Source organism: Streptomyces sp. NPDC002138 (assembly GCF_040296485.1).
Taxonomy (GTDB): Bacteria; Actinomycetota; Actinomycetes; order Streptomycetales; family Streptomycetaceae; genus Streptomyces.
The window spans coordinates 157186-172343 of the sequence record NZ_JBEOXE010000003.1; the positions used below are offsets into that span (position 1 = coordinate 157186).

17 protein-coding genes are annotated in these 15158 nt (G+C 73.1%); 5 read left to right on the top strand and 12 right to left on the bottom strand.

Features of this window, described 5'->3' with window-relative positions:
- The first annotated feature begins 8 nt into the window (after nucleotides 1-8).
- A complete protein-coding gene (locus ABT084_RS02875) occupies nucleotides 9-1460 on the top strand; it encodes an FAD-dependent monooxygenase (RefSeq protein WP_351037874.1) in 1452 nt (483 codons plus the stop codon).
- Between the two features lie 70 nt (nucleotides 1461-1530).
- Here the strand turns inward: ABT084_RS02875 and ABT084_RS02880 are convergent, their stop codons facing one another.
- Nucleotides 1531-2163 (bottom strand): TetR/AcrR family transcriptional regulator, encoded by a 633-nt coding sequence (locus ABT084_RS02880; protein WP_351037875.1) that lies wholly within the window; start codon nucleotides 2161-2163, stop codon nucleotides 1531-1533.
- A 103-nt stretch (nucleotides 2164-2266) separates the two neighbouring features.
- Here ABT084_RS02880 and ABT084_RS02885 point away from each other — a divergent pair, with 103 nt between their 5' ends.
- Nucleotides 2267-2971 carry a hypothetical protein gene (locus ABT084_RS02885; RefSeq protein WP_351037876.1) on the top strand — a complete coding sequence of 235 codons (705 nt, stop codon included), beginning with the start codon at nucleotides 2267-2269 and terminating at the stop codon, nucleotides 2969-2971.
- Between the two features lie 30 nt (nucleotides 2972-3001).
- Here ABT084_RS02885 and ABT084_RS02890 read toward each other — a convergent pair whose 3' ends face one another.
- The 7 genes from ABT084_RS02890 to ABT084_RS02920 all read right to left on the bottom strand — a co-directional run bounded on the left by ABT084_RS02890 (nucleotide 3002) and on the right by ABT084_RS02920 (nucleotide 9270).
- Nucleotides 3002-3406, bottom strand: coding sequence for a hypothetical protein (locus ABT084_RS02890; protein ID WP_351037877.1), 405 nt, complete (start codon nucleotides 3404-3406; stop codon nucleotides 3002-3004).
- A 56-nt stretch (nucleotides 3407-3462) separates the two neighbouring features.
- Nucleotides 3463-3726 carry a hypothetical protein gene (locus ABT084_RS02895; protein WP_351037878.1) on the bottom strand — a complete coding sequence of 88 codons (264 nt, stop codon included), beginning with the start codon at nucleotides 3724-3726 and terminating at the stop codon, nucleotides 3463-3465.
- Between the two features lie 140 nt (nucleotides 3727-3866).
- Nucleotides 3867-4679, bottom strand: coding sequence for a hypothetical protein (locus ABT084_RS02900; protein ID WP_351037879.1), 813 nt, complete (start codon nucleotides 4677-4679; stop codon nucleotides 3867-3869).
- The gene (locus ABT084_RS02905) at nucleotides 4679-5974 is read right to left on the bottom strand and encodes a VWA domain-containing protein (RefSeq protein WP_351037880.1); all 1296 of its coding nucleotides are present in this window, start codon (nucleotides 5972-5974) and stop codon (nucleotides 4679-4681) included. The genes ABT084_RS02900 and ABT084_RS02905 overlap by 1 nt, the downstream gene beginning before the upstream one ends.
- Nucleotides 5975-6061: 87 nt before the next feature.
- Entirely contained in the window at nucleotides 6062-7126 is a 1065-nt protein-coding gene (locus ABT084_RS02910) for an AraC family transcriptional regulator (protein WP_351037881.1), read from the bottom strand.
- A gap of 293 nt (nucleotides 7127-7419) precedes the next feature.
- The gene (locus ABT084_RS02915; protein ID WP_351037882.1) at nucleotides 7420-8022 is read right to left on the bottom strand and encodes a TetR/AcrR family transcriptional regulator; all 603 of its coding nucleotides are present in this window, start codon (nucleotides 8020-8022) and stop codon (nucleotides 7420-7422) included.
- A gap of 90 nt (nucleotides 8023-8112) precedes the next feature.
- A complete protein-coding gene (locus ABT084_RS02920; protein ID WP_351037883.1) occupies nucleotides 8113-9270 on the bottom strand; it encodes an aromatic acid exporter family protein in 1158 nt (385 codons plus the stop codon).
- Between the two features lie 154 nt (nucleotides 9271-9424).
- Here ABT084_RS02920 and ABT084_RS02925 point away from each other — a divergent pair, with 154 nt between their 5' ends.
- From ABT084_RS02925 to ABT084_RS02935, 3 genes are read left to right on the top strand one after another with little or no spacing between them, the layout of a single operon-like run.
- The gene (locus tag ABT084_RS02925) at nucleotides 9425-9652 is read left to right on the top strand and encodes a DUF6296 family protein (RefSeq protein WP_351037884.1); all 228 of its coding nucleotides are present in this window, start codon (nucleotides 9425-9427) and stop codon (nucleotides 9650-9652) included.
- A gap of 57 nt (nucleotides 9653-9709) precedes the next feature.
- Complete coding sequence (locus ABT084_RS02930; protein ID WP_351037885.1) at nucleotides 9710-10198, top strand: SRPBCC family protein; 489 nt, start codon at nucleotides 9710-9712, stop codon at nucleotides 10196-10198.
- Nucleotides 10191-11780 carry a phytoene desaturase family protein gene (locus tag ABT084_RS02935; protein ID WP_351037886.1) on the top strand — a complete coding sequence of 530 codons (1590 nt, stop codon included), beginning with the start codon at nucleotides 10191-10193 and terminating at the stop codon, nucleotides 11778-11780. The genes ABT084_RS02930 and ABT084_RS02935 overlap by 8 nt, the downstream gene beginning before the upstream one ends.
- 20 nt (nucleotides 11781-11800) lie before the next feature.
- On the opposite strand, the gene ABT084_RS02940 is transcribed toward ABT084_RS02935, so the two are convergent.
- From ABT084_RS02940 to ABT084_RS02955, 4 genes are all read right to left on the bottom strand, one after another.
- Nucleotides 11801-12142, bottom strand: coding sequence for an avidin-fold protein (locus ABT084_RS02940; protein WP_351037887.1), 342 nt, complete (start codon nucleotides 12140-12142; stop codon nucleotides 11801-11803).
- Between the two features lie 66 nt (nucleotides 12143-12208).
- The gene (locus ABT084_RS02945; RefSeq protein WP_351037888.1) at nucleotides 12209-12730 is read right to left on the bottom strand and encodes a DUF2199 domain-containing protein; all 522 of its coding nucleotides are present in this window, start codon (nucleotides 12728-12730) and stop codon (nucleotides 12209-12211) included.
- A gap of 87 nt (nucleotides 12731-12817) precedes the next feature.
- The gene (locus ABT084_RS02950; protein ID WP_351037889.1) at nucleotides 12818-13717 is read right to left on the bottom strand and encodes a geranyl diphosphate 2-C-methyltransferase; all 900 of its coding nucleotides are present in this window, start codon (nucleotides 13715-13717) and stop codon (nucleotides 12818-12820) included.
- A 34-nt stretch (nucleotides 13718-13751) separates the two neighbouring features.
- Nucleotides 13752-15143 (bottom strand): family 2 encapsulin nanocompartment cargo protein terpene cyclase, encoded by a 1392-nt coding sequence (locus ABT084_RS02955; protein WP_502968818.1) that lies wholly within the window; start codon nucleotides 15141-15143, stop codon nucleotides 13752-13754.
- Nucleotides 15144-15158: the final 15 nt, after the last annotated feature.

Consider the following 15158-nt stretch of genomic DNA (forward strand, 5'->3'; position numbering starts at 1 on the left):
TCGTGTCCATGACCGAACTTAACAGCGTTAAGGAAAGTGGGGCTCCCGACGTACTCGTCGTCGGCGCGGGCCCCACCGGACTGGCCCTCGCCCTCGACCTCACCCGCCGCGGCGTGCGCGCCCTCCTCATCGAGCGCGCCGATACGCTCTTCCCCGGATCGCGGGGCAAGGGCCTGCAGCCGCGCACCCTGGAAGTACTCGACGACCTGGGCGTCGGCCCCGCGGTGGTGGCCGCCAGCGCCACCGCCCCCCTCGGGCGGATCTGGCAGGACGCGCGACCCGTCGGCGAGCGCGACATGCTCGGCGACGCGGACGTCGGCGGACCCACCGACACCGAGCCCTACCCGCGCGCCCGGCTGCTCCCCCAGTGGCGCACGCAGCAGATCCTCTTCGAGCGCCTCACCGGACTCGGCGGCCGCGTCGTCTTCGGCGCCGAGCTGACCGGCCTCGACCAGGACGCCGTCGGCGTGAGCGCCCACCTCGCCGACGGCAGCACCCTGCACGCCCCCTACCTGGTCGCCGCGGACGGCGGCCGCTCCGCCGTCCGCAAGGCCCTCGGCATCGCCATGACCGGCCTCACCGGCGAGACGGTGACCCCCGCGCCGATGGTCGTCGCCGACGTACGGCTGCGCCCCGGGGCCCTGGACCGCGACCACTGGCACGTCTTCCCGGGCGAGGGCGGCGGTTTCGCCGCGCTCTGCCCGCTGCCGGGCACCGACGACTACCAGGTCGTCGCGCGCACCGACGACCTCGACATCCCGGCGGTGGTCGCCGCCGCCACCCACCTCGCCGCGCGGGACGTCACCGAGGTCCGCTGGGCCTCGGACTTCCGGCCGCGCGCCGCCATGGCCGACCGCTTCCGCGCCGGACGGGTCCTGCTCGCGGGCGACGCGGCCCACGTGCACTCCCCGGCCGGCGGCCAGGGCCTCAACACCAGCGTCCAGGACGCCTACAACCTCGGCTGGAAGCTCGGCCAGGTGCTGCGCCACGGCGCGGACCCGGCGCTCCTGGACACGTACGAACAGGAACGGCAGCCGGTCGCCGCGCACATGCTCGGCCTGTCGACCCGGATCCACCGCGGCGAGGAAGAGCGCGGGGCGGCGACCCGCCAGCTCGGCCTCGGCTACCGCGGCGGCCCGCTCTCCGAGGGCTCGGCGGGCGCGCTGGAAGCCGGGGACCGCGCCCCCGACGGCCCGCTGCCGGACGGCCGCAGGCTCTTCGACCTGTTCCGGGGCCCCCACTTCACCCTGCTCGCCATCGGTACGGACGCGGAACTGCCGCCGATCGGAGCGGAGTTCGTCCACGTGCACCGCATCGACGCGTACGCGCCGTACGGCAAGGGGATCTTCCTCGTCCGGCCCGACGGGTACGTGGGCTGGGCGGGGGAGGGCGCGCGCGGCCTGGCCGGTTACCTCGCCCGCTTCGGCGGACCGCCGGCCGGACCGCTCCCGTGCGGGTGACCCGACGCGTGCCTTGATGCGTGACCCGACGCGTGACCCGACGCGTGCCTTGATGCGTGCCCCGGCGCTGTCAGGGGGCCGGCTCCAGGAGGGCCGCGAGGCCCGCGCACACGAGCCGCACGCTGCGGACGTACTTCTCGTCCTCCCCGATGGCCGAGGCGGCGGCGACGGTCATCGGGAACCGCTCCAGCAGCGCGGCGCCCTCTTCGGCGCTCGCGGCCACGGCGGGCGACTGGCTCTGCTCCTGCAGGACGAAGCCGGTGACGTGGCTGAGCAGCGTGTCCGCGCCGACGCCGAGGTGTTCGGCGGCCACCCCGGCATCGCGCAGGGTTTCCAGCAGTCGTTCCATGAGGGCCAACGCCCCGGTGCTGAGCACCTTGGGGCTGTCGGCGAACATCACCGCCCCGCCGGGGTGGCGCCGCAGGGTGCCGCGCAGCGGGAGCAGTTGCGCCTCGACGCGCTCCTGCCAGGGCGCTCCGGGGCCCAGTTCGGCGAGGGCGGCGGTTCCGGCCTCGTACGCCTGCCGGGCGACCCGGTCCGCCATCAGCTGGACCAGGGCGCTCTTGCTGGGCACGTGGTAATAGAGGCTCCCGGCCTGGGCGTCGAGCCGCTCCGCCACCCGTCGCATGGACAGTCCGTGATAACCCGATTCGGCGAACACCGCCATGCCGGCGTCGATGATCCGCTCCGCTGTCAGCTTCATGGGAGCAGCGTACCCCGTTTTCTAACACTGTTTGAATTCGCCGCACCGAGGGGCTACTGTCGTCCTCGAAGCAAGCGACGGGGAGCGAAGGGGGGTGGTGACGATGGGCGCACTGGTGTTCAACGTGACCACGGCGGCACTGATGGTTCTGATGTTCAAGGGTGCGGTGGCCCTGGTCGGCGAAGGGCCCCTGCGCGAGCGGGCCACCCCGTGGGCGGCGGTGGGGCTGACCGCCCTCGTCGTCCTGGGGCTGGTGACGCAGCTGAGCTGGTCGGGCGCGATGGCCGCCTTCGACAGCGACCCGGCCCGGTCGGGCTGGTGGCGGATCGTCACGTCCGTCTTCATGCAGAACGGCGGGCCGTTCGGCGACGCGTGGAACATCGCCACGATCGCCGTCATGGCCGCGCTCGCGGAGTGGTTCTGGGGCGGCCCCCTGATGCTGGGCCTGTTCGCCGCCGGAATCCTGCTGCCGACGTGGGTCGACATGCTGGTCGGCACGAGCGAGCGGAGCACCGACCCGCGCAATTTCGCCGGGAGTTCCGGGGCCACGTACTTCCTGGCCGCGACCCTGGCCGCGCCCCTCCTGCTCCGCGTCCTGCGGGCCGGCGTGAACAAGGCGACCGCCACGGACGCCCTCTTCGCCGTGGGTGTGCCCGTGCTGGGCCTGGCGATGTGGTTCGCCCAGTCCAACGGCCACGGCCTGGTGGCGGTGTACGGCTTCCTCCTGGGCGCCGTCCTCCGCCTCCTGGTCCGCCCGGCGGCCCCCCGCCCGGCCCCGGCCCGCGAGGGCGCCGTTCACACCGTCTGACCGTGCCCCAACCGACGCCGGGGCCGCGGATCACCCCGCGGGACCGTCCAGGAGCCGGTGCGCGTAAGCGTTTTCCGGATCGAGGTCCTGGACCGTTCGCCGGGCCTCCTGGGCCCGGTTCGTCTCGCAGAGCATCCGTACGAGGGTGTAGAGAGCGCCGCGGTCGCCCCGCTCGGCGCGCTCGCGCAGCTCCGCGGCCATCCCCCGCTCCCGGAGCGATCTGTGCAGGCTGCGCCGCGCGTGGGGGTCGGTGAGGGCGAGTTCGGTGAGTGCCGCGAACCGCCCCGCGCGGGCGAGCAGTTCCATGTGCCACAGGTGGTGGCCGTGCGCGCCGGAGTCGGCGGAGTAGCACGCGGCGCGGGGGCTCACGAGCCCGATGGCCGTGTCCCAATCGCCTTCCGCTTCCGCTGCCTCGGCCTGCTCGAACCATCGCATGGGAGGAGTATCGCCCCGCCCCGTCCCCCCGGGCGGGCCCGCGCGCCGGCGGGTGGCTACGCGGACCGGCTGGTCGCCGTCGCGGGGAGCGCGGGCTCGGCGGGGACGATCGTGTACTGGGGGCAGGGGGTGGTGATGCACTGCTTGGGCTCGGGCACGCACGCGTGGCCCTCGGGCACGGTGACGGCCGCGCAGGAATCGACCGGGGGTTCCGGGGAGGCGTGCGCGGCACTCGCGGCGGCGAGGAGCAGCGGAGCCGCGATCAGCGGCAGGCCGGCGGTGAAGCGGGCGAGGCGACGGGCCGTGCGGGACGTGGTCATGGGCCCAGCCAAACACGACCGGGCGCGCTCGGCCCTCCGGGCACATACCGGGTCACTCGCGAGAGGTAGTGACCCGAGTCGGTGGGAGGGAGCCGGGGGTCGCGGCCCGGGGGAGCCCCCGAGCCGCGACGCCCGTCCGGTCAGCCCTGCGGACGTACCCGGGACGGGCGGCCCGAGCCGCGCGTCAGGGAGTAGCCGAAGAGGCCCGCGAGGGCGCCGAGCACTCCGCCGGCCGCGGTCCAGATCCAGCGGTCGCTCCACCAGCCGCCGGACCAGCCGTCCTCCGGCTCGCGCAGCGACCCGGACACGGTGGCGGGGACCAGCGGAGCGGCGAGGGATCCGTCCACGGCGTCGGCCCCGCCGGTCTCCGTCACGGCGGCTGCGACGGCCGCCTTCACCGGCAGGCCGAGGTCCTCGTCCGGCAGGGCCACCACGGTGAGGCGTACGTAGTAACTCCCCGGCAGCGGATCATTGGCCCAGGGCTCGGCCGCGGCACGGACCGTGCGCAGGGTGCAGGTCAGTTCGACCGAGGCGGCCTCCTTCGCGGCCGCCCGGGACTGCGTGCCGTACGTGCACGCCTGGCGGCGGCGCAGCCCGTCGTACACGTCGAGCTGCCATGTCGCCGCGCCGTGCCGGGCCGCCGATTCGGGCAGGGTGACCGTGGCCTTCACGGTCACCCGCTGCTGCGCGTCGATGGGGAGCACCCAGTAGAGGTAGTCGCCGGTCGACGCGCCGGCCGTGGCCTGCTGGCCGGGGCGGAAGGCGGTGGCGGTACGGAAGCTGGTGCCCGCCTCCGTCGGAGCGGACGCCCCGGAGGTCCCCTTGCCGGAGTCGGAGCTGGAGCTCGGGCTCGGCGAGGGGGTGTCCGCCACGGCCGTCGAGGCGGGTCCCGCCAGCGCGAGGGCGGCGGCGCCGGTCAGCAGGGCGGCGGTCAGTGTGCGTACGGTACGCATCAGTTGGTCCTCCAGACGGAGATGCGCCAGCGCGAGATCCAGCCCCACACCAGACCGGCCAGCAGTCCGGTGAGCACCAGCACGCCCAGCAGCCACCAGCCGCGCCCGAGCCCGAAGGCGGCGGCGTCGGACGCCTGGTCGGGGCCGTCCACCAGATCGATGGTCAGCTCGACGGGCATGCCGGGAGCGGTCTTCACGGACGGGCCCGCCGAGAACGAGTTGCTGACCTGGATGCAGACGGTCTCCGTCCCGGACGCGGCGCCCTTGCCGTCGTCCGTGTCCGAATCCGCGTCGTCGAGCGTGGCCTTCGGATAGCGCAGACCGGTCGACAGGACGTCGGTGCGCCCGTCGCCCGCCTCGGAACCCCGGACGATCTCCCGCCCGTGGACGGTCGTGGCCCGCAACAGGACGCCGTAGTCCTTGTTGACGGCGCGGTCGGCGGCGATGCTCACCGAGGCGCGCAGCTCCTGACCGGGCCGGACGTCCACCCGGTACCAGCGGTGCTCGCCGAAGGTCTCGCGGTCGCTGTAGAGGCCGGCCTTGAGCTGCGGGGCGCCTTGGCACTGCTTCGCGCCCTCGGTGGCCACCGGGTTGACGACCGGGTCGGCCGCGCGGTCGACCAATTGCCTGACCCGGCCGGAGAGTTCGGCCTTGTGCTGCACGGCGGTGTACGTACCGCCGGTGGCCTCGGCGATGCAGGTCAGCTGCGTACGCGTCTTGGCATCGGGGACCAGGCCGAGGGTGTCGACCACGAGGTGGATGCCCTTGGCGGCGATGTCGCGGGCCACTTCGCACGGGTCGAGCGGGGCGCAGGTGTCCTCGCCGTCGGTGATGAGCACGATCCGCTTGGTGGCGCCGCCACCGTCGAGGTCCTGGGCGGCGCCGAGCAGGGCCGGGCCGATCGGGGTCCACCCCGTGGGGGCCAGGGTGGCCACCGCGGTCTTCGCCTCGGTGCGGTTCAACGGCCCCACCGGATAGAGCTGCTTGGTGTCCTTGCAGCCGAGCGCCTTGTCCTCACCCGCGTAGGTGGCCCCCAGGGTCCGTATGCCGAGCCGTACCTCGTCGGGCACGGCGTCGATGACCTCGTTGAAGGCCTGCTTCGCCGCGGCCATCCGGGACTGGCCGTCGATGTCGGTCGCCCGCATGGAGCCGCTGACGTCCAGGACGAGGTCGACCTTGGGGGGTTCCTTGGCCGTCGGTCCATCTGCGGCGACGGCGCTCGCCGGGAAGAGCCCGACGGCCAGGGCGACCAACAGGCCGCACGCCCCGGCCGCCAGTCGTTTGCTTGTGATCATCGCCGGATCGTATTGAGGATCGTCCGCCAATCCAAAACGGGCCGCCCGGCCGCGCCGGTCGAGGAGGCGGGGCGCCTCCTCGACGGCTCAGGCCGGGAGTTGCGCCGCGCCGCCGTGCGGGTGGCCGGTGCGGCGCAGGGTGGCCGGTGTGGTGTTGTACCAGCGGTGGACGGCCCGGCGCAGGGCGCGGGCATCGGCGTATCCGCTGCGGGCGGCGATCGAATCGATGCTGAGGTCGGTGCCGTGCAGCAACCGCGTGATGTGGGCCCGGCGCAGGGTGTCGACCTCGCTGCTCCAGGTGGTGCCGTGTTCGTCGAGGCGGCGCTGGAGGGTGCGCGTGCTGACGGCCAGGCGCCGCGCCACCGCGGGCAGCGTGGGCGTGCCGTCGTCCTGGGCCGACGCGGCCAGGGCGGTGCGGAAGAGATCCAGCCAGTCGTGCAATGCGACCGAGGTGGCGAGGGTCTGCTCGGCGTGACGCCGGAGCACGCTCGACAGGCCGGGCTGCGCGTGGGGGTTCGGGGCGTCCAGGTCGCGGGCGAGGAAGGTCACCGAGCTGACCGGGGCCTCGAACGCGATGCTGCGGGTGCCGTACAGCTCGGTCAGGGCGTGGTGGCGGCGGGGCGCCGCGGCGGCCAGCGAGACGTGGACGGGAACGAGGCGCCGTTGGGCGGCCTCGCCGAGGCGGCGCTGGTAGAGGCCGAGCGCGTAGCCGCGGATGGCGCACGCCGCCTCGTGGGCGAGATCGGCGTGGTTGACGTGGCTGATGGTGACCTGTTCGCCGTCCTCGGCGATCCGGAGAGTGTCCGTGCCGATGTCGGCGACGGTGGCGAAGTACGCGGAGGCGTCCCGGATTCCTTCGAGCGGCGTGGGCGCGGAGGTGATCAGGTAGTCCCAGATGCCGAGGGCGCCGATGCCGGACTGCTGCGTCAGCAGCAGGGACAGGTCGGTCCACGCGAGGTGGGCGGTCGTCAGTTCCGCGATGCGCAGACCCGTGGCCGCGGGGGTCCGGCACAGGTCGTCGTTGAGGTGCTCGGGCGCCACGCCCAGCAGGTGCGCGTATCCGCGCGGGGGTATGCCGGCCAGCCGTGCGGCGGTGACGCTCAGACGGGTGAGGGCGGAGGACGTTGTCCCCTGGTGTGCGTGCGAGACCACAGCGGCTGAGCATAGACGAGCGGGATGTGCCAGGTCACGGCCGGACCCGGGAGCCTGGTGTCCCCTTCGTGGCGTGCGGAGTCCCCCGTGGCGCGTCCGGTCCCCTTGCTGGCGTGCGCTGCCCCGGGTCAGGAGGCCTTTCCGGCCATAGCGTGTTCCTCGTGGCTCCGAGTGACACGGGGTCACCCGCGAAGCGGAGTACGGGAGGTTGCCGCACGGAACGGGGCTCCCCCACGGGGGTGGGGAACCCGGGATCCGGTGCGGCGGGATCACCTCCCGCACTCCGCGCGGGGTCAGACGGCCTGGTGCCGACCGACCGAACGCCAGATCTGGTCGGGCAGCACGCGGGCGGCCTCGTCGAGATCGATGTCGCCCACGGTGAGCCAGCGGCGTACGACGGCGACGACCGGACCCATGACCAGGGACTCGATCAAAGGGGCGGAGAGCTCCGCGAGTTCGCCGGATTCCTGGTGCGCCTGGATCCACAGCGTGATCGGCGCCAGCCGCGCCTCCTGGGAGTCACGGATCTGCCCGGCCTGCGCCATCCCTTCCCGGTCCGCGGTGACGGAGTGGATGAGGCGGGCCTCGCCCGGGTGGGTCCGTACGAACTCCAGGTAGGCCAGGACGACGTCCCGGACGCCGGACCGCGCCTCGGCCGCCCGCATCAGCGCCGTCCCGAGCGCTTGCAGCAACTGGCCCACCGTACGCAGCGCGAGGGCGGCGAGCACCCCGTCGAGACTGCCGAAGTGGTGGTAGATGCTTCCGGAGCTGACCCCACTGGCCTTGGTGATCGCGCCGAGGGTGAGGCCGGCCTCGCCCGACGAGGCGTAGATGCAGAGCGCCGTGTCCAGTACCTGTTCGACCGTGGCTTCGCCACGCTGTTGTTTCGGACTCATCGAGCAGGCGTCCTCGTTCTCACTCTCATGGCGGCCGCGCCGCTCACTCCACGTCGCGGACAGCGTAGAACATCGTTTCTGGATATTTTTCTAGAACGAGTGGACGCCGTGCGCCGAGCGGAGTTCGGCCAGCAGGCGCCCCGCGTCCGTGAGGAGAGTGCCCCGCAACGTGTGCACTTCCGGCGAGGCCTCGGCGGCCGGGCGGTCTCGCCGCTCGACGCGCTCGAGCTCCGCCCGCGCGTCGTCGAGCGTCCGGGCGAGGTGCCCGGCGTCGGTGGGGGACGTCTGCCCGATCTGCCGCATCGCGGCGGAGGTCGTTCGCAACAGCGAGGCGAAGGAGGTGCGGAAGCAACCGGGCAGGTTCTCGATCTCCGCACTGCCCAGGGCGTAGTCGAGGGTGCGCGTCAGGGAGCGCAGGTGGTCCATCCCGCGTTCGGCGACGGTGACGGCCTCGCGGGCGCGGGGCAGCGCGGACTCCGCGCCATCGGCGCCGCGGCGGGGATGGAGCCGGCTGTTCTCGATCTCGGCGTCGATGCCGCGCAGGATGCGCTCGCAGTCGGCGGAGAGCCTGTGCCAGTCGCGGCGCCACTGCCGGACGCGCTCGGCCTCCGGGTCGCCGCCCTCGAAGATCTCGGCCAGGCCGTCCAGCCGACGGCTCATCCCGGTGTAGAAGTCGGCGACGGCCTGCTGGCGGTGGTGGACGTGACGGGCGGGGGCGAGGACCAGGTGGGCGGCGAGGCCGCAGAGCGCGCCGATGCCCACCGAGGCGGCCAGATGGCCGATGTAGTCGATCCGCCCCTGGCCGGAGGAGAAGGCGAAGAAGCCGATGATGGCGACCTGGGTGCCCTGCTGCCCGAACCGCCTGATCCTGCCCACACAGAGCGCGAGCAGGGTGAGGAGGCCGAACGTCCACCCGTGGATCCCGGCCAGCGCCGCCAGGGAGGCGGCGAGCGCGGCCCCGGCCGCCATCGCCAGGAGGTACTGGACGCAGTCGCGCACCGAGCGGTACACGGTGGCGCGCAGGGCGACCAGCGCCGTGAACGGCGCGAACGTCGAAACCGTCGGCGGCAGCAGATAGCGCGCCAGGACCCATGCGGCCATGGAGGCGAGGACGGACTTGGCACCGAGCACCAGATCGTCCCGCTCGCTCCCCGCTTCCCGCACCGCACGGCGCAGATAGCCGGCTCTCTCCGCGAAGACGGCCCGAACCGTTGCGTACGCCTTGCCCCACCTGGGCACCAGCACCATCGATCACCTCCCCACCCCGTGTTCCCCCGTCGCCCACGGCAAACATCGGCCGCACGCGCCGGGACGGCCGAGCGGCGCCGTGGGGCAGCCCCCGGAGTTGCCGAGTGCCCCGCTCGCCGTCATCGTGAAGAACGCCTGACGAGGAGGGAGCGGGATGCCGCGACGCTACGAGTTGGTCTTTCCCGACGGCCCCGAAGGCGGCCAGGACATCGTGGAGGTGACGGCGACCGGCCGGACGGGCCCGGGCGGCCACCCCCTCTACGCCGATGCCACCGGAATCATCGAGGCGGAGATCAGCGACCGGGCAGAAGTACGGATCCTGGCGACCGGCGGCGGCCAGCAGCCGCCCCACGGCGTCATGGCCCGTCCCCTGGCGGACTGAGCGCCGTCCGACCCGGCCGTCCGTCCCGGCCGTCCGACCTGGGAGGAGGACGCGCTCATGGCCGTCCGACACCATCTGATCCGGCGCGCGCCGCGCGCCGTCTGGTCCGTGCTCGCCGATCCCACCCTGTACGGGGAATGGGTCGTGGGGCCGTCCGAGTCGGTCCCGATCGACCCGTACTGGCCCGAGGTCGGATCCCGGCTCCGCTACACCGTCCGGCTGGGCCCCTGGTCGGTCCAAGGGGTGACGACCGTCCGCCACCAGGAGCCCGGCAGGGAGCTGGAGCTGGAGGCCGCCTTCAAGCGGCTCGGCACGGCGCGGATCTTCCTCCAGCTCCGGCCGTGGGGCGAAGAAACCCTGGTCATCTGTGACGAACACCCACTGCGCGGTCTGGGCGGAGCCCTCCACAATCCCGTGAGCGAGGTGGCCCTGCAGATCCGGCACCGGGGCATGCTCGCCCGGCTGGGCCGGGTCGTGGAAGAGCGGCACGGGCAACAGCGCGGACAGCGGCACGAAGAGCGGCCCGGGGCGGCCCGTCGTGCCTGACGCGGTCGTGATCGGCGCGGGCCCGAACGGGCTGGTGGCCGCGAACCTGCTGGCCGACGCGGGGTGGAGCGTGGAAGTCCTGGAGGCGCAGCCGGAGCCCGGAGGCGCGGTGCGCAGCGACCGCGGGGTACATCCCGACTACGTCTCGGACCTGTTCAGCGCCTTCTACCCGCTGGCCGCGGCCTCCCCGGTGCTGGCCCGGCTCGACCTCGCGGCCGAGGGGCTGCGGTGGAGCCACGCTCCGTCCGTACTGGCCCACCCGCTCAGGGACGGCCGGTGCGCGGTTCTGGAGCGCGGCGCGGAGGAGACGGCAGCCGGCCTCGCGCAGTTCGCGGCGGCCGACGCGGACGCCTGGCGGGACCTGTACGGCGTGTGGAGCAGGATCGGCCCCGACGTGGTGCGGGCCCTGTTCACCCCGTTCCCCCCGGTCCGGTCCGGCCTCCGCCTGGCGGCGAAACTGAGGGCGGCGGGCGGCCTGCGGCTGGCCCGGAGCCTCGCCCTGCCGGTGCGCCGCCTGGGCGAGGAGACGTTCGGGGGTGAGGGCGGCCGGCTCCTGCTGGCGGGCAACGCCCTGCACGCCGACCTGGCCCCCGAGGCCGCGGGCAGCGGCGGATTCGGCTGGCTGATGTCGATGCTCGGGCAGAGCCACGGCTTCCCGGTCCCCGTCGGCGGGGCGGGCGCCCTGACGGACGCGCTCGTGAGCCGCCTGCGGCGGCGCGGCGGCGTCCTGCGGTGCGGGGAGCGGGTCACGTCCGTGGTCGTACGGGGCGGCCGGGCGGTGGGGGTCAGGACGGCGGGCGGGGAGAGCGTGGACGCGCGCAAGGCCGTACTCGCCGACACCTCGGCGCCCACCCTCTACCGGGACCTCGTCGGCGAGGAACACCTCCCGGCCCGGCTGCTGCGGGACCTCGAACGCTTCCAGTGGGACTTCGCGACCTTCAAGGTCGACTGGGCGCTGACCGGCCCGGTGCCCTGGTCCGCGCCGCGGGCCGCCACGGCGGGGACGGTCCACGTGGCGGACGGAATGGACGCCCTGACCCGGTTCGCCGCGCAGATCGCCATGGGCCAGGTGCCCGCCGAACCGTTCGCCCTGTTCGGCCAGATGACGACCGCCGACCCCACCCGCTCTCCCGCGGGTACGGAATCCGCGTGGGCCTACACCCATCTGCCGCAGCGCATCACCGCCGACGCCGGGCCCGACGGCATCACCGGCCGCTGGAGCCCCGGCGAACAGGAGGCCATGGCCGACCGCGTGGAAGAGCAGGTGGAACGCTTCGCACCCGGCTTCCGCGGCCGCATCGGCGCCCGCAGGATCCTGGCGCCCGCCACCCTGCAGGCCATGAACGAGAACCTTCACAACGGCGCCATCAACAACGGCACCACCGCCCTGCACCAGCAGGCGGTCTTCCGCCCCACCCCCGGCACCGGCCGACCGGAGACCCCCGTCAGGAACCTCTACCTCGCCTCAGCGGCGGCCCACCCCGGCGGGGGAGTCCACGGCGCACCCGGCGCGAACGCCGCCCGGGCGGCCCTGCGGCCCCACGGACCGCGCACCCTGCTCCACCGGGCCCAGCGCGTCTGAACCCGGCCCCGCTCCCCGCCTCAGCCCAGGATCTGCTCGACCCCGCTGGTGCCGCTGCCCTCCTGGGACTCCCACGCCCAGTCCTCCTCCAGGCGCAGCCGGCCGTCGGGGAGTTCCGTCACGAGGGAGACGCAGTGCCCCGAGGCGGTCGTGCCGTCGAGCCGGAGCTGGACGTATCGGAAGTCGATGGTGTCGTCCGCCCGGGTGCCGACCAGATGACCCCTGACCACGTCCCCGCCGGCGTACTCGGCCCAGACGTGCCCGTCCTGCTCGCGGTACTCGAACCGGGTCTGCCGACCGACCTGTCCGGCTGCCTGATCGGCCACGGGAACGAAGACGAGGCCGTCGAGCGAGCGCGCCATGGGGAACTCCTGAGGGGAAGGCGGCCCGGGGAAGGCCCCCGGCCCGCTCGGACTGTGCGAACCACCTTAGGCGGCGGGCGATTCCGGGTGCAGCACGGCCATGGCGATCTCGCGCACGCGGTCCCGCGTGATGCCGGTGCGCTGTTCGACGGCGAGCGGGTGGTCGGTGGGCTCCAGCCGGATGGCGGGCCGGTGGCCGACCGGTCGGGTGTGGGCGTTCGTCTTGAGGTCGATCGTGCCCTCGGAGTACAGCGCGAGTTCGGTGCTGAGCCAGCCGAAGTACGGCTTCTCGGCCTCGCGGCCCGGCGTGTCCCACACCTCGACGGCGCGGGCGAAGTTGTCCCTGCTCAGGGAGACCCAGACGCCCCAGGAGAAGACGTCCGCGGTGCCGATCACGGGTATTTCGATCAGGCCCTTGACGAAGAAGTGCTGTCCCTTGATGACGCAGTGGTCGGGGGACAGCGTGCTGTCCGGGTCGGCTTCGAAGCCGGAGTTCCAGACGGTGGGGGCGGCGGCCTCGTAGCTCAGGGGTGGTTCAGCGTGGTGCTCGCCGCAGGTTGAGCAGGTGAAGCCGGGATCGTTGGTCATGGGGGGAGCCTAGCGGGACCACCCGCACCGGGAGAGCGCGTCGATGTGCTGGAGACGACGGGGGATCCCGGTGCGGCGCGGCTGCGGTCAGATGCGGTCGGCCGCGATCAGGACGTACTGGAAGGAGCCGTCCTTGTAGGAGTTGATGAACGCCTCCTCGATGCCGGTGACCAGGGAGGACGTGGCCCGCAGTTCCCAGTAGGGGAGGGTGTCGGGAGTCAGGTCGATGACGGTCTGCGGGACGAGGCGGTTGTCGGCCATCGCGCGCAAGTACTCCCGGCGGGAGTGGATGTTGCACTCGAAGTGCGCGTTGATCTGGGAGACCCACTTCGAGGGCTGGCCGTAACGCGGGTTCCAGCAGCCCGTGATGGTCACGTAGCGGCCGCCGACCTTGAGGATGCGCGAGTGCTCGGCGAAGAGGTCGTGCAGGTCGACGTACATGCTCGACTCGTTGTTCCACGAGGCCGCGGCCTGCCCGGTCTCGAAGGGCGTACCGAGCATGTTGCAGACGCGGGCGCGGACGTGGTCCTCGATGCCGAGTTCGTGGGCGCGGTGGTTGGCGAACTCGGCCTGCTTCGCCGACAGGGTCACGCCCTCGACCTTGCTCCCGAAGCGCTGGTGGGCCATGACCATCGAGCCGCCGCGGCCGCAGCCGGCGTCCACGAGGGTGTCGTCGCGGCTGATGTCGCCGAGGTGGTCCAGGAGGAGTTCGGCCTGCGCCGATTCCAGGCGGTGGAGTTCGGCGATCAGCTTCTTCTCGTACGTGCTGTCGCCGGCGTCCCCGAGGGCGGAGTGGTCGACCTCGCCGATGCCGTAGTGGTGGTGGTAGAGGCCGTCCACGTCACCGAGTCGCAGGTTCACGGGCCTGGCCTCGTGGTCCCAGTACCGGGCGATGTCCCCCTGGTAGGCGGTCGCCGGGGAAGGGATGAACACGGAGGTGCCGATGGAGGTCGCGGTAGCGGCGGTGGTCAGGTCGGTGCCAGTCATGGATAGTCCCATCTTTGCCATGCTTTGCGAGGCTTTACCAGAAATCGGGAAGGCTGTAGCGGTAGGTGTTGGTCTGGTGCCAGTAGTGATTGCCGTCGAGCCACGCGGCCACCCCGCGCAGGAAGCGCAGCACGGTGGGGGCGGGGCACGCGATGGCCAGAGCGGCGGCTTCGGCCTCGAAGGCGTGCATGAGGTCGTTGTGGACCTCGACCGCCTTGAGGTAGGCATCCCGCTCGGAGGCGCCCTCGCGATCGGCGATCACCACGGGCAGGTTCATGTGCCGTCCGGGGGCGGCGAGTTCCTTGGTGTACGAGTACAGGTCGTTGACGATGGTGGTGGCGTTGCCGGCGAGTGCGATGACCCGCTGCATGGCCGGCTGCGCGTGGAGGTCCGCGGGCAGTTCGTAGCCGCCGACGGTGTCGGTGATGGTGGGGCACGGGCGGAAGTTGTTGAACTGCCGCATCGCCAGGTACTCCCACACCTCGGGGACGTGGTCGGTCTGGGCCCAGGCGGCCTCGGCGAGGTAACCCAGGTGCAGCCGGGCCATGTCGTGCCGGAACCGGTCGGTCTGGGAGGGCGTGGACTGCTGGACGAAGTACTCCATGGCGGAGCGGTAGGCGCGCCGCGGGGCGTCCGAGTGCAGGGACTCCGCCCACGGGGGGCCGTACTCCTTCGTCGTGTGGAGGGGGTCCAGAGCGGTGTGGGCCAGCAGGAGCCGCCCGCCGAGACCGATGGGCGAACCGCCGTGGTCCTCGCAGTAGCAGTCGTCGACCGCGTTCTCGGCGACCATCAGCCGGGTCGCGATCATCAGATGCTCGATGGACGGCGCGTCCGGATGACAGGCGACCATGTAGCGCCCGACGGAGAAGCCGTCGAACTGGTCCTCCCAGTCCTCGGGATACAGCTCGACCTCGTCCAGCGCCCAGGCCTTGATCCTCCTGCTGACCTCCTCGACCCGCGCCGGATCGGGCTCCGCCACCGGGTGGTGGTAGAGGCCCGGGATCGGGCGGCCCGCGACCGGTTCGGCGGGCGCCGCCGCCTCGAGCGCCGCGGCCGGTACGGGCTCCAGGACCCGGGCCGGGTAGAGACCCGACGTGCCCAGGCCGCTCGGGCCGCGCAGGAGCCGCTCCAGGGCGGAGCGGCTCCGGCCCGCCGCGGCCGCCACCTCCTCCGGCGGGTGCGCGGCGGCCGGGTCGACGGCCGCGTCGCCGGGGGACATGGGTACGGGTACGGGCGCGGGTGCCGGTACGGATACGGGTACGGGTACGGGAGGCGGGACGACCGGGGCGGCCGGGGGCGTCAGGGCCGTCAGGGCGCCGGTGTCGGTGGCCGCCCGTGCCTGGGCGGCCGCGACGACGTAGGCCCCGAACCGAGCCGCGGCGGCAGGCAGGCTCGACTGCAGAGGGGAAAGCCCGGGATCGGGCATCCGTGGCTCCTTGGT

What these genes read in the sequence shown, in the direction of transcription:
- ABT084_RS02950 (WP_351037889.1), bottom strand. Translation starts at nt 13,717, where the DNA reads ATGACTGGCACCGACCTGACCACCGCCGCTACCGCGACCTCCATCGGC.
- ABT084_RS02875 (WP_351037874.1), top strand. Translation starts at nt 9, where the DNA reads ATGACCGAACTTAACAGCGTTAAGGAAAGTGGGGCTCCCGACGTACTC.
- ABT084_RS02915 (WP_351037882.1), bottom strand. Translation starts at nt 8,022, where the DNA reads ATGAGTCCGAAACAACAGCGTGGCGAAGCCACGGTCGAACAGGTACTG.
- ABT084_RS02895 (WP_351037878.1), bottom strand. Translation starts at nt 3,726, where the DNA reads ATGACCACGTCCCGCACGGCCCGTCGCCTCGCCCGCTTCACCGCCGGC.
- ABT084_RS02885 (WP_351037876.1), top strand. Translation starts at nt 2,267, where the DNA reads ATGGGCGCACTGGTGTTCAACGTGACCACGGCGGCACTGATGGTTCTG.
- ABT084_RS02955 (WP_502968818.1), bottom strand. Translation starts at nt 15,143, where the DNA reads ATGCCCGATCCCGGGCTTTCCCCTCTGCAGTCGAGCCTGCCTGCCGCC.
- ABT084_RS02925 (WP_351037884.1), top strand. Translation starts at nt 9,425, where the DNA reads ATGCCGCGACGCTACGAGTTGGTCTTTCCCGACGGCCCCGAAGGCGGC.
- ABT084_RS02930 (WP_351037885.1), top strand. Translation starts at nt 9,710, where the DNA reads ATGGCCGTCCGACACCATCTGATCCGGCGCGCGCCGCGCGCCGTCTGG.
- ABT084_RS02905 (WP_351037880.1), bottom strand. Translation starts at nt 5,974, where the DNA reads ATGATCACAAGCAAACGACTGGCGGCCGGGGCGTGCGGCCTGTTGGTC.
- ABT084_RS02900 (WP_351037879.1), bottom strand. Translation starts at nt 4,679, where the DNA reads ATGCGTACCGTACGCACACTGACCGCCGCCCTGCTGACCGGCGCCGCC.
- ABT084_RS02920 (WP_351037883.1), bottom strand. Translation starts at nt 9,270, where the DNA reads ATGGTGCTGGTGCCCAGGTGGGGCAAGGCGTACGCAACGGTTCGGGCC.
- ABT084_RS02940 (WP_351037887.1), bottom strand. Translation starts at nt 12,142, where the DNA reads ATGGCGCGCTCGCTCGACGGCCTCGTCTTCGTTCCCGTGGCCGATCAG.
- ABT084_RS02880 (WP_351037875.1), bottom strand. Translation starts at nt 2,163, where the DNA reads ATGAAGCTGACAGCGGAGCGGATCATCGACGCCGGCATGGCGGTGTTC.
- ABT084_RS02890 (WP_351037877.1), bottom strand. Translation starts at nt 3,406, where the DNA reads ATGCGATGGTTCGAGCAGGCCGAGGCAGCGGAAGCGGAAGGCGATTGG.
- ABT084_RS02945 (WP_351037888.1), bottom strand. Translation starts at nt 12,730, where the DNA reads ATGACCAACGATCCCGGCTTCACCTGCTCAACCTGCGGCGAGCACCAC.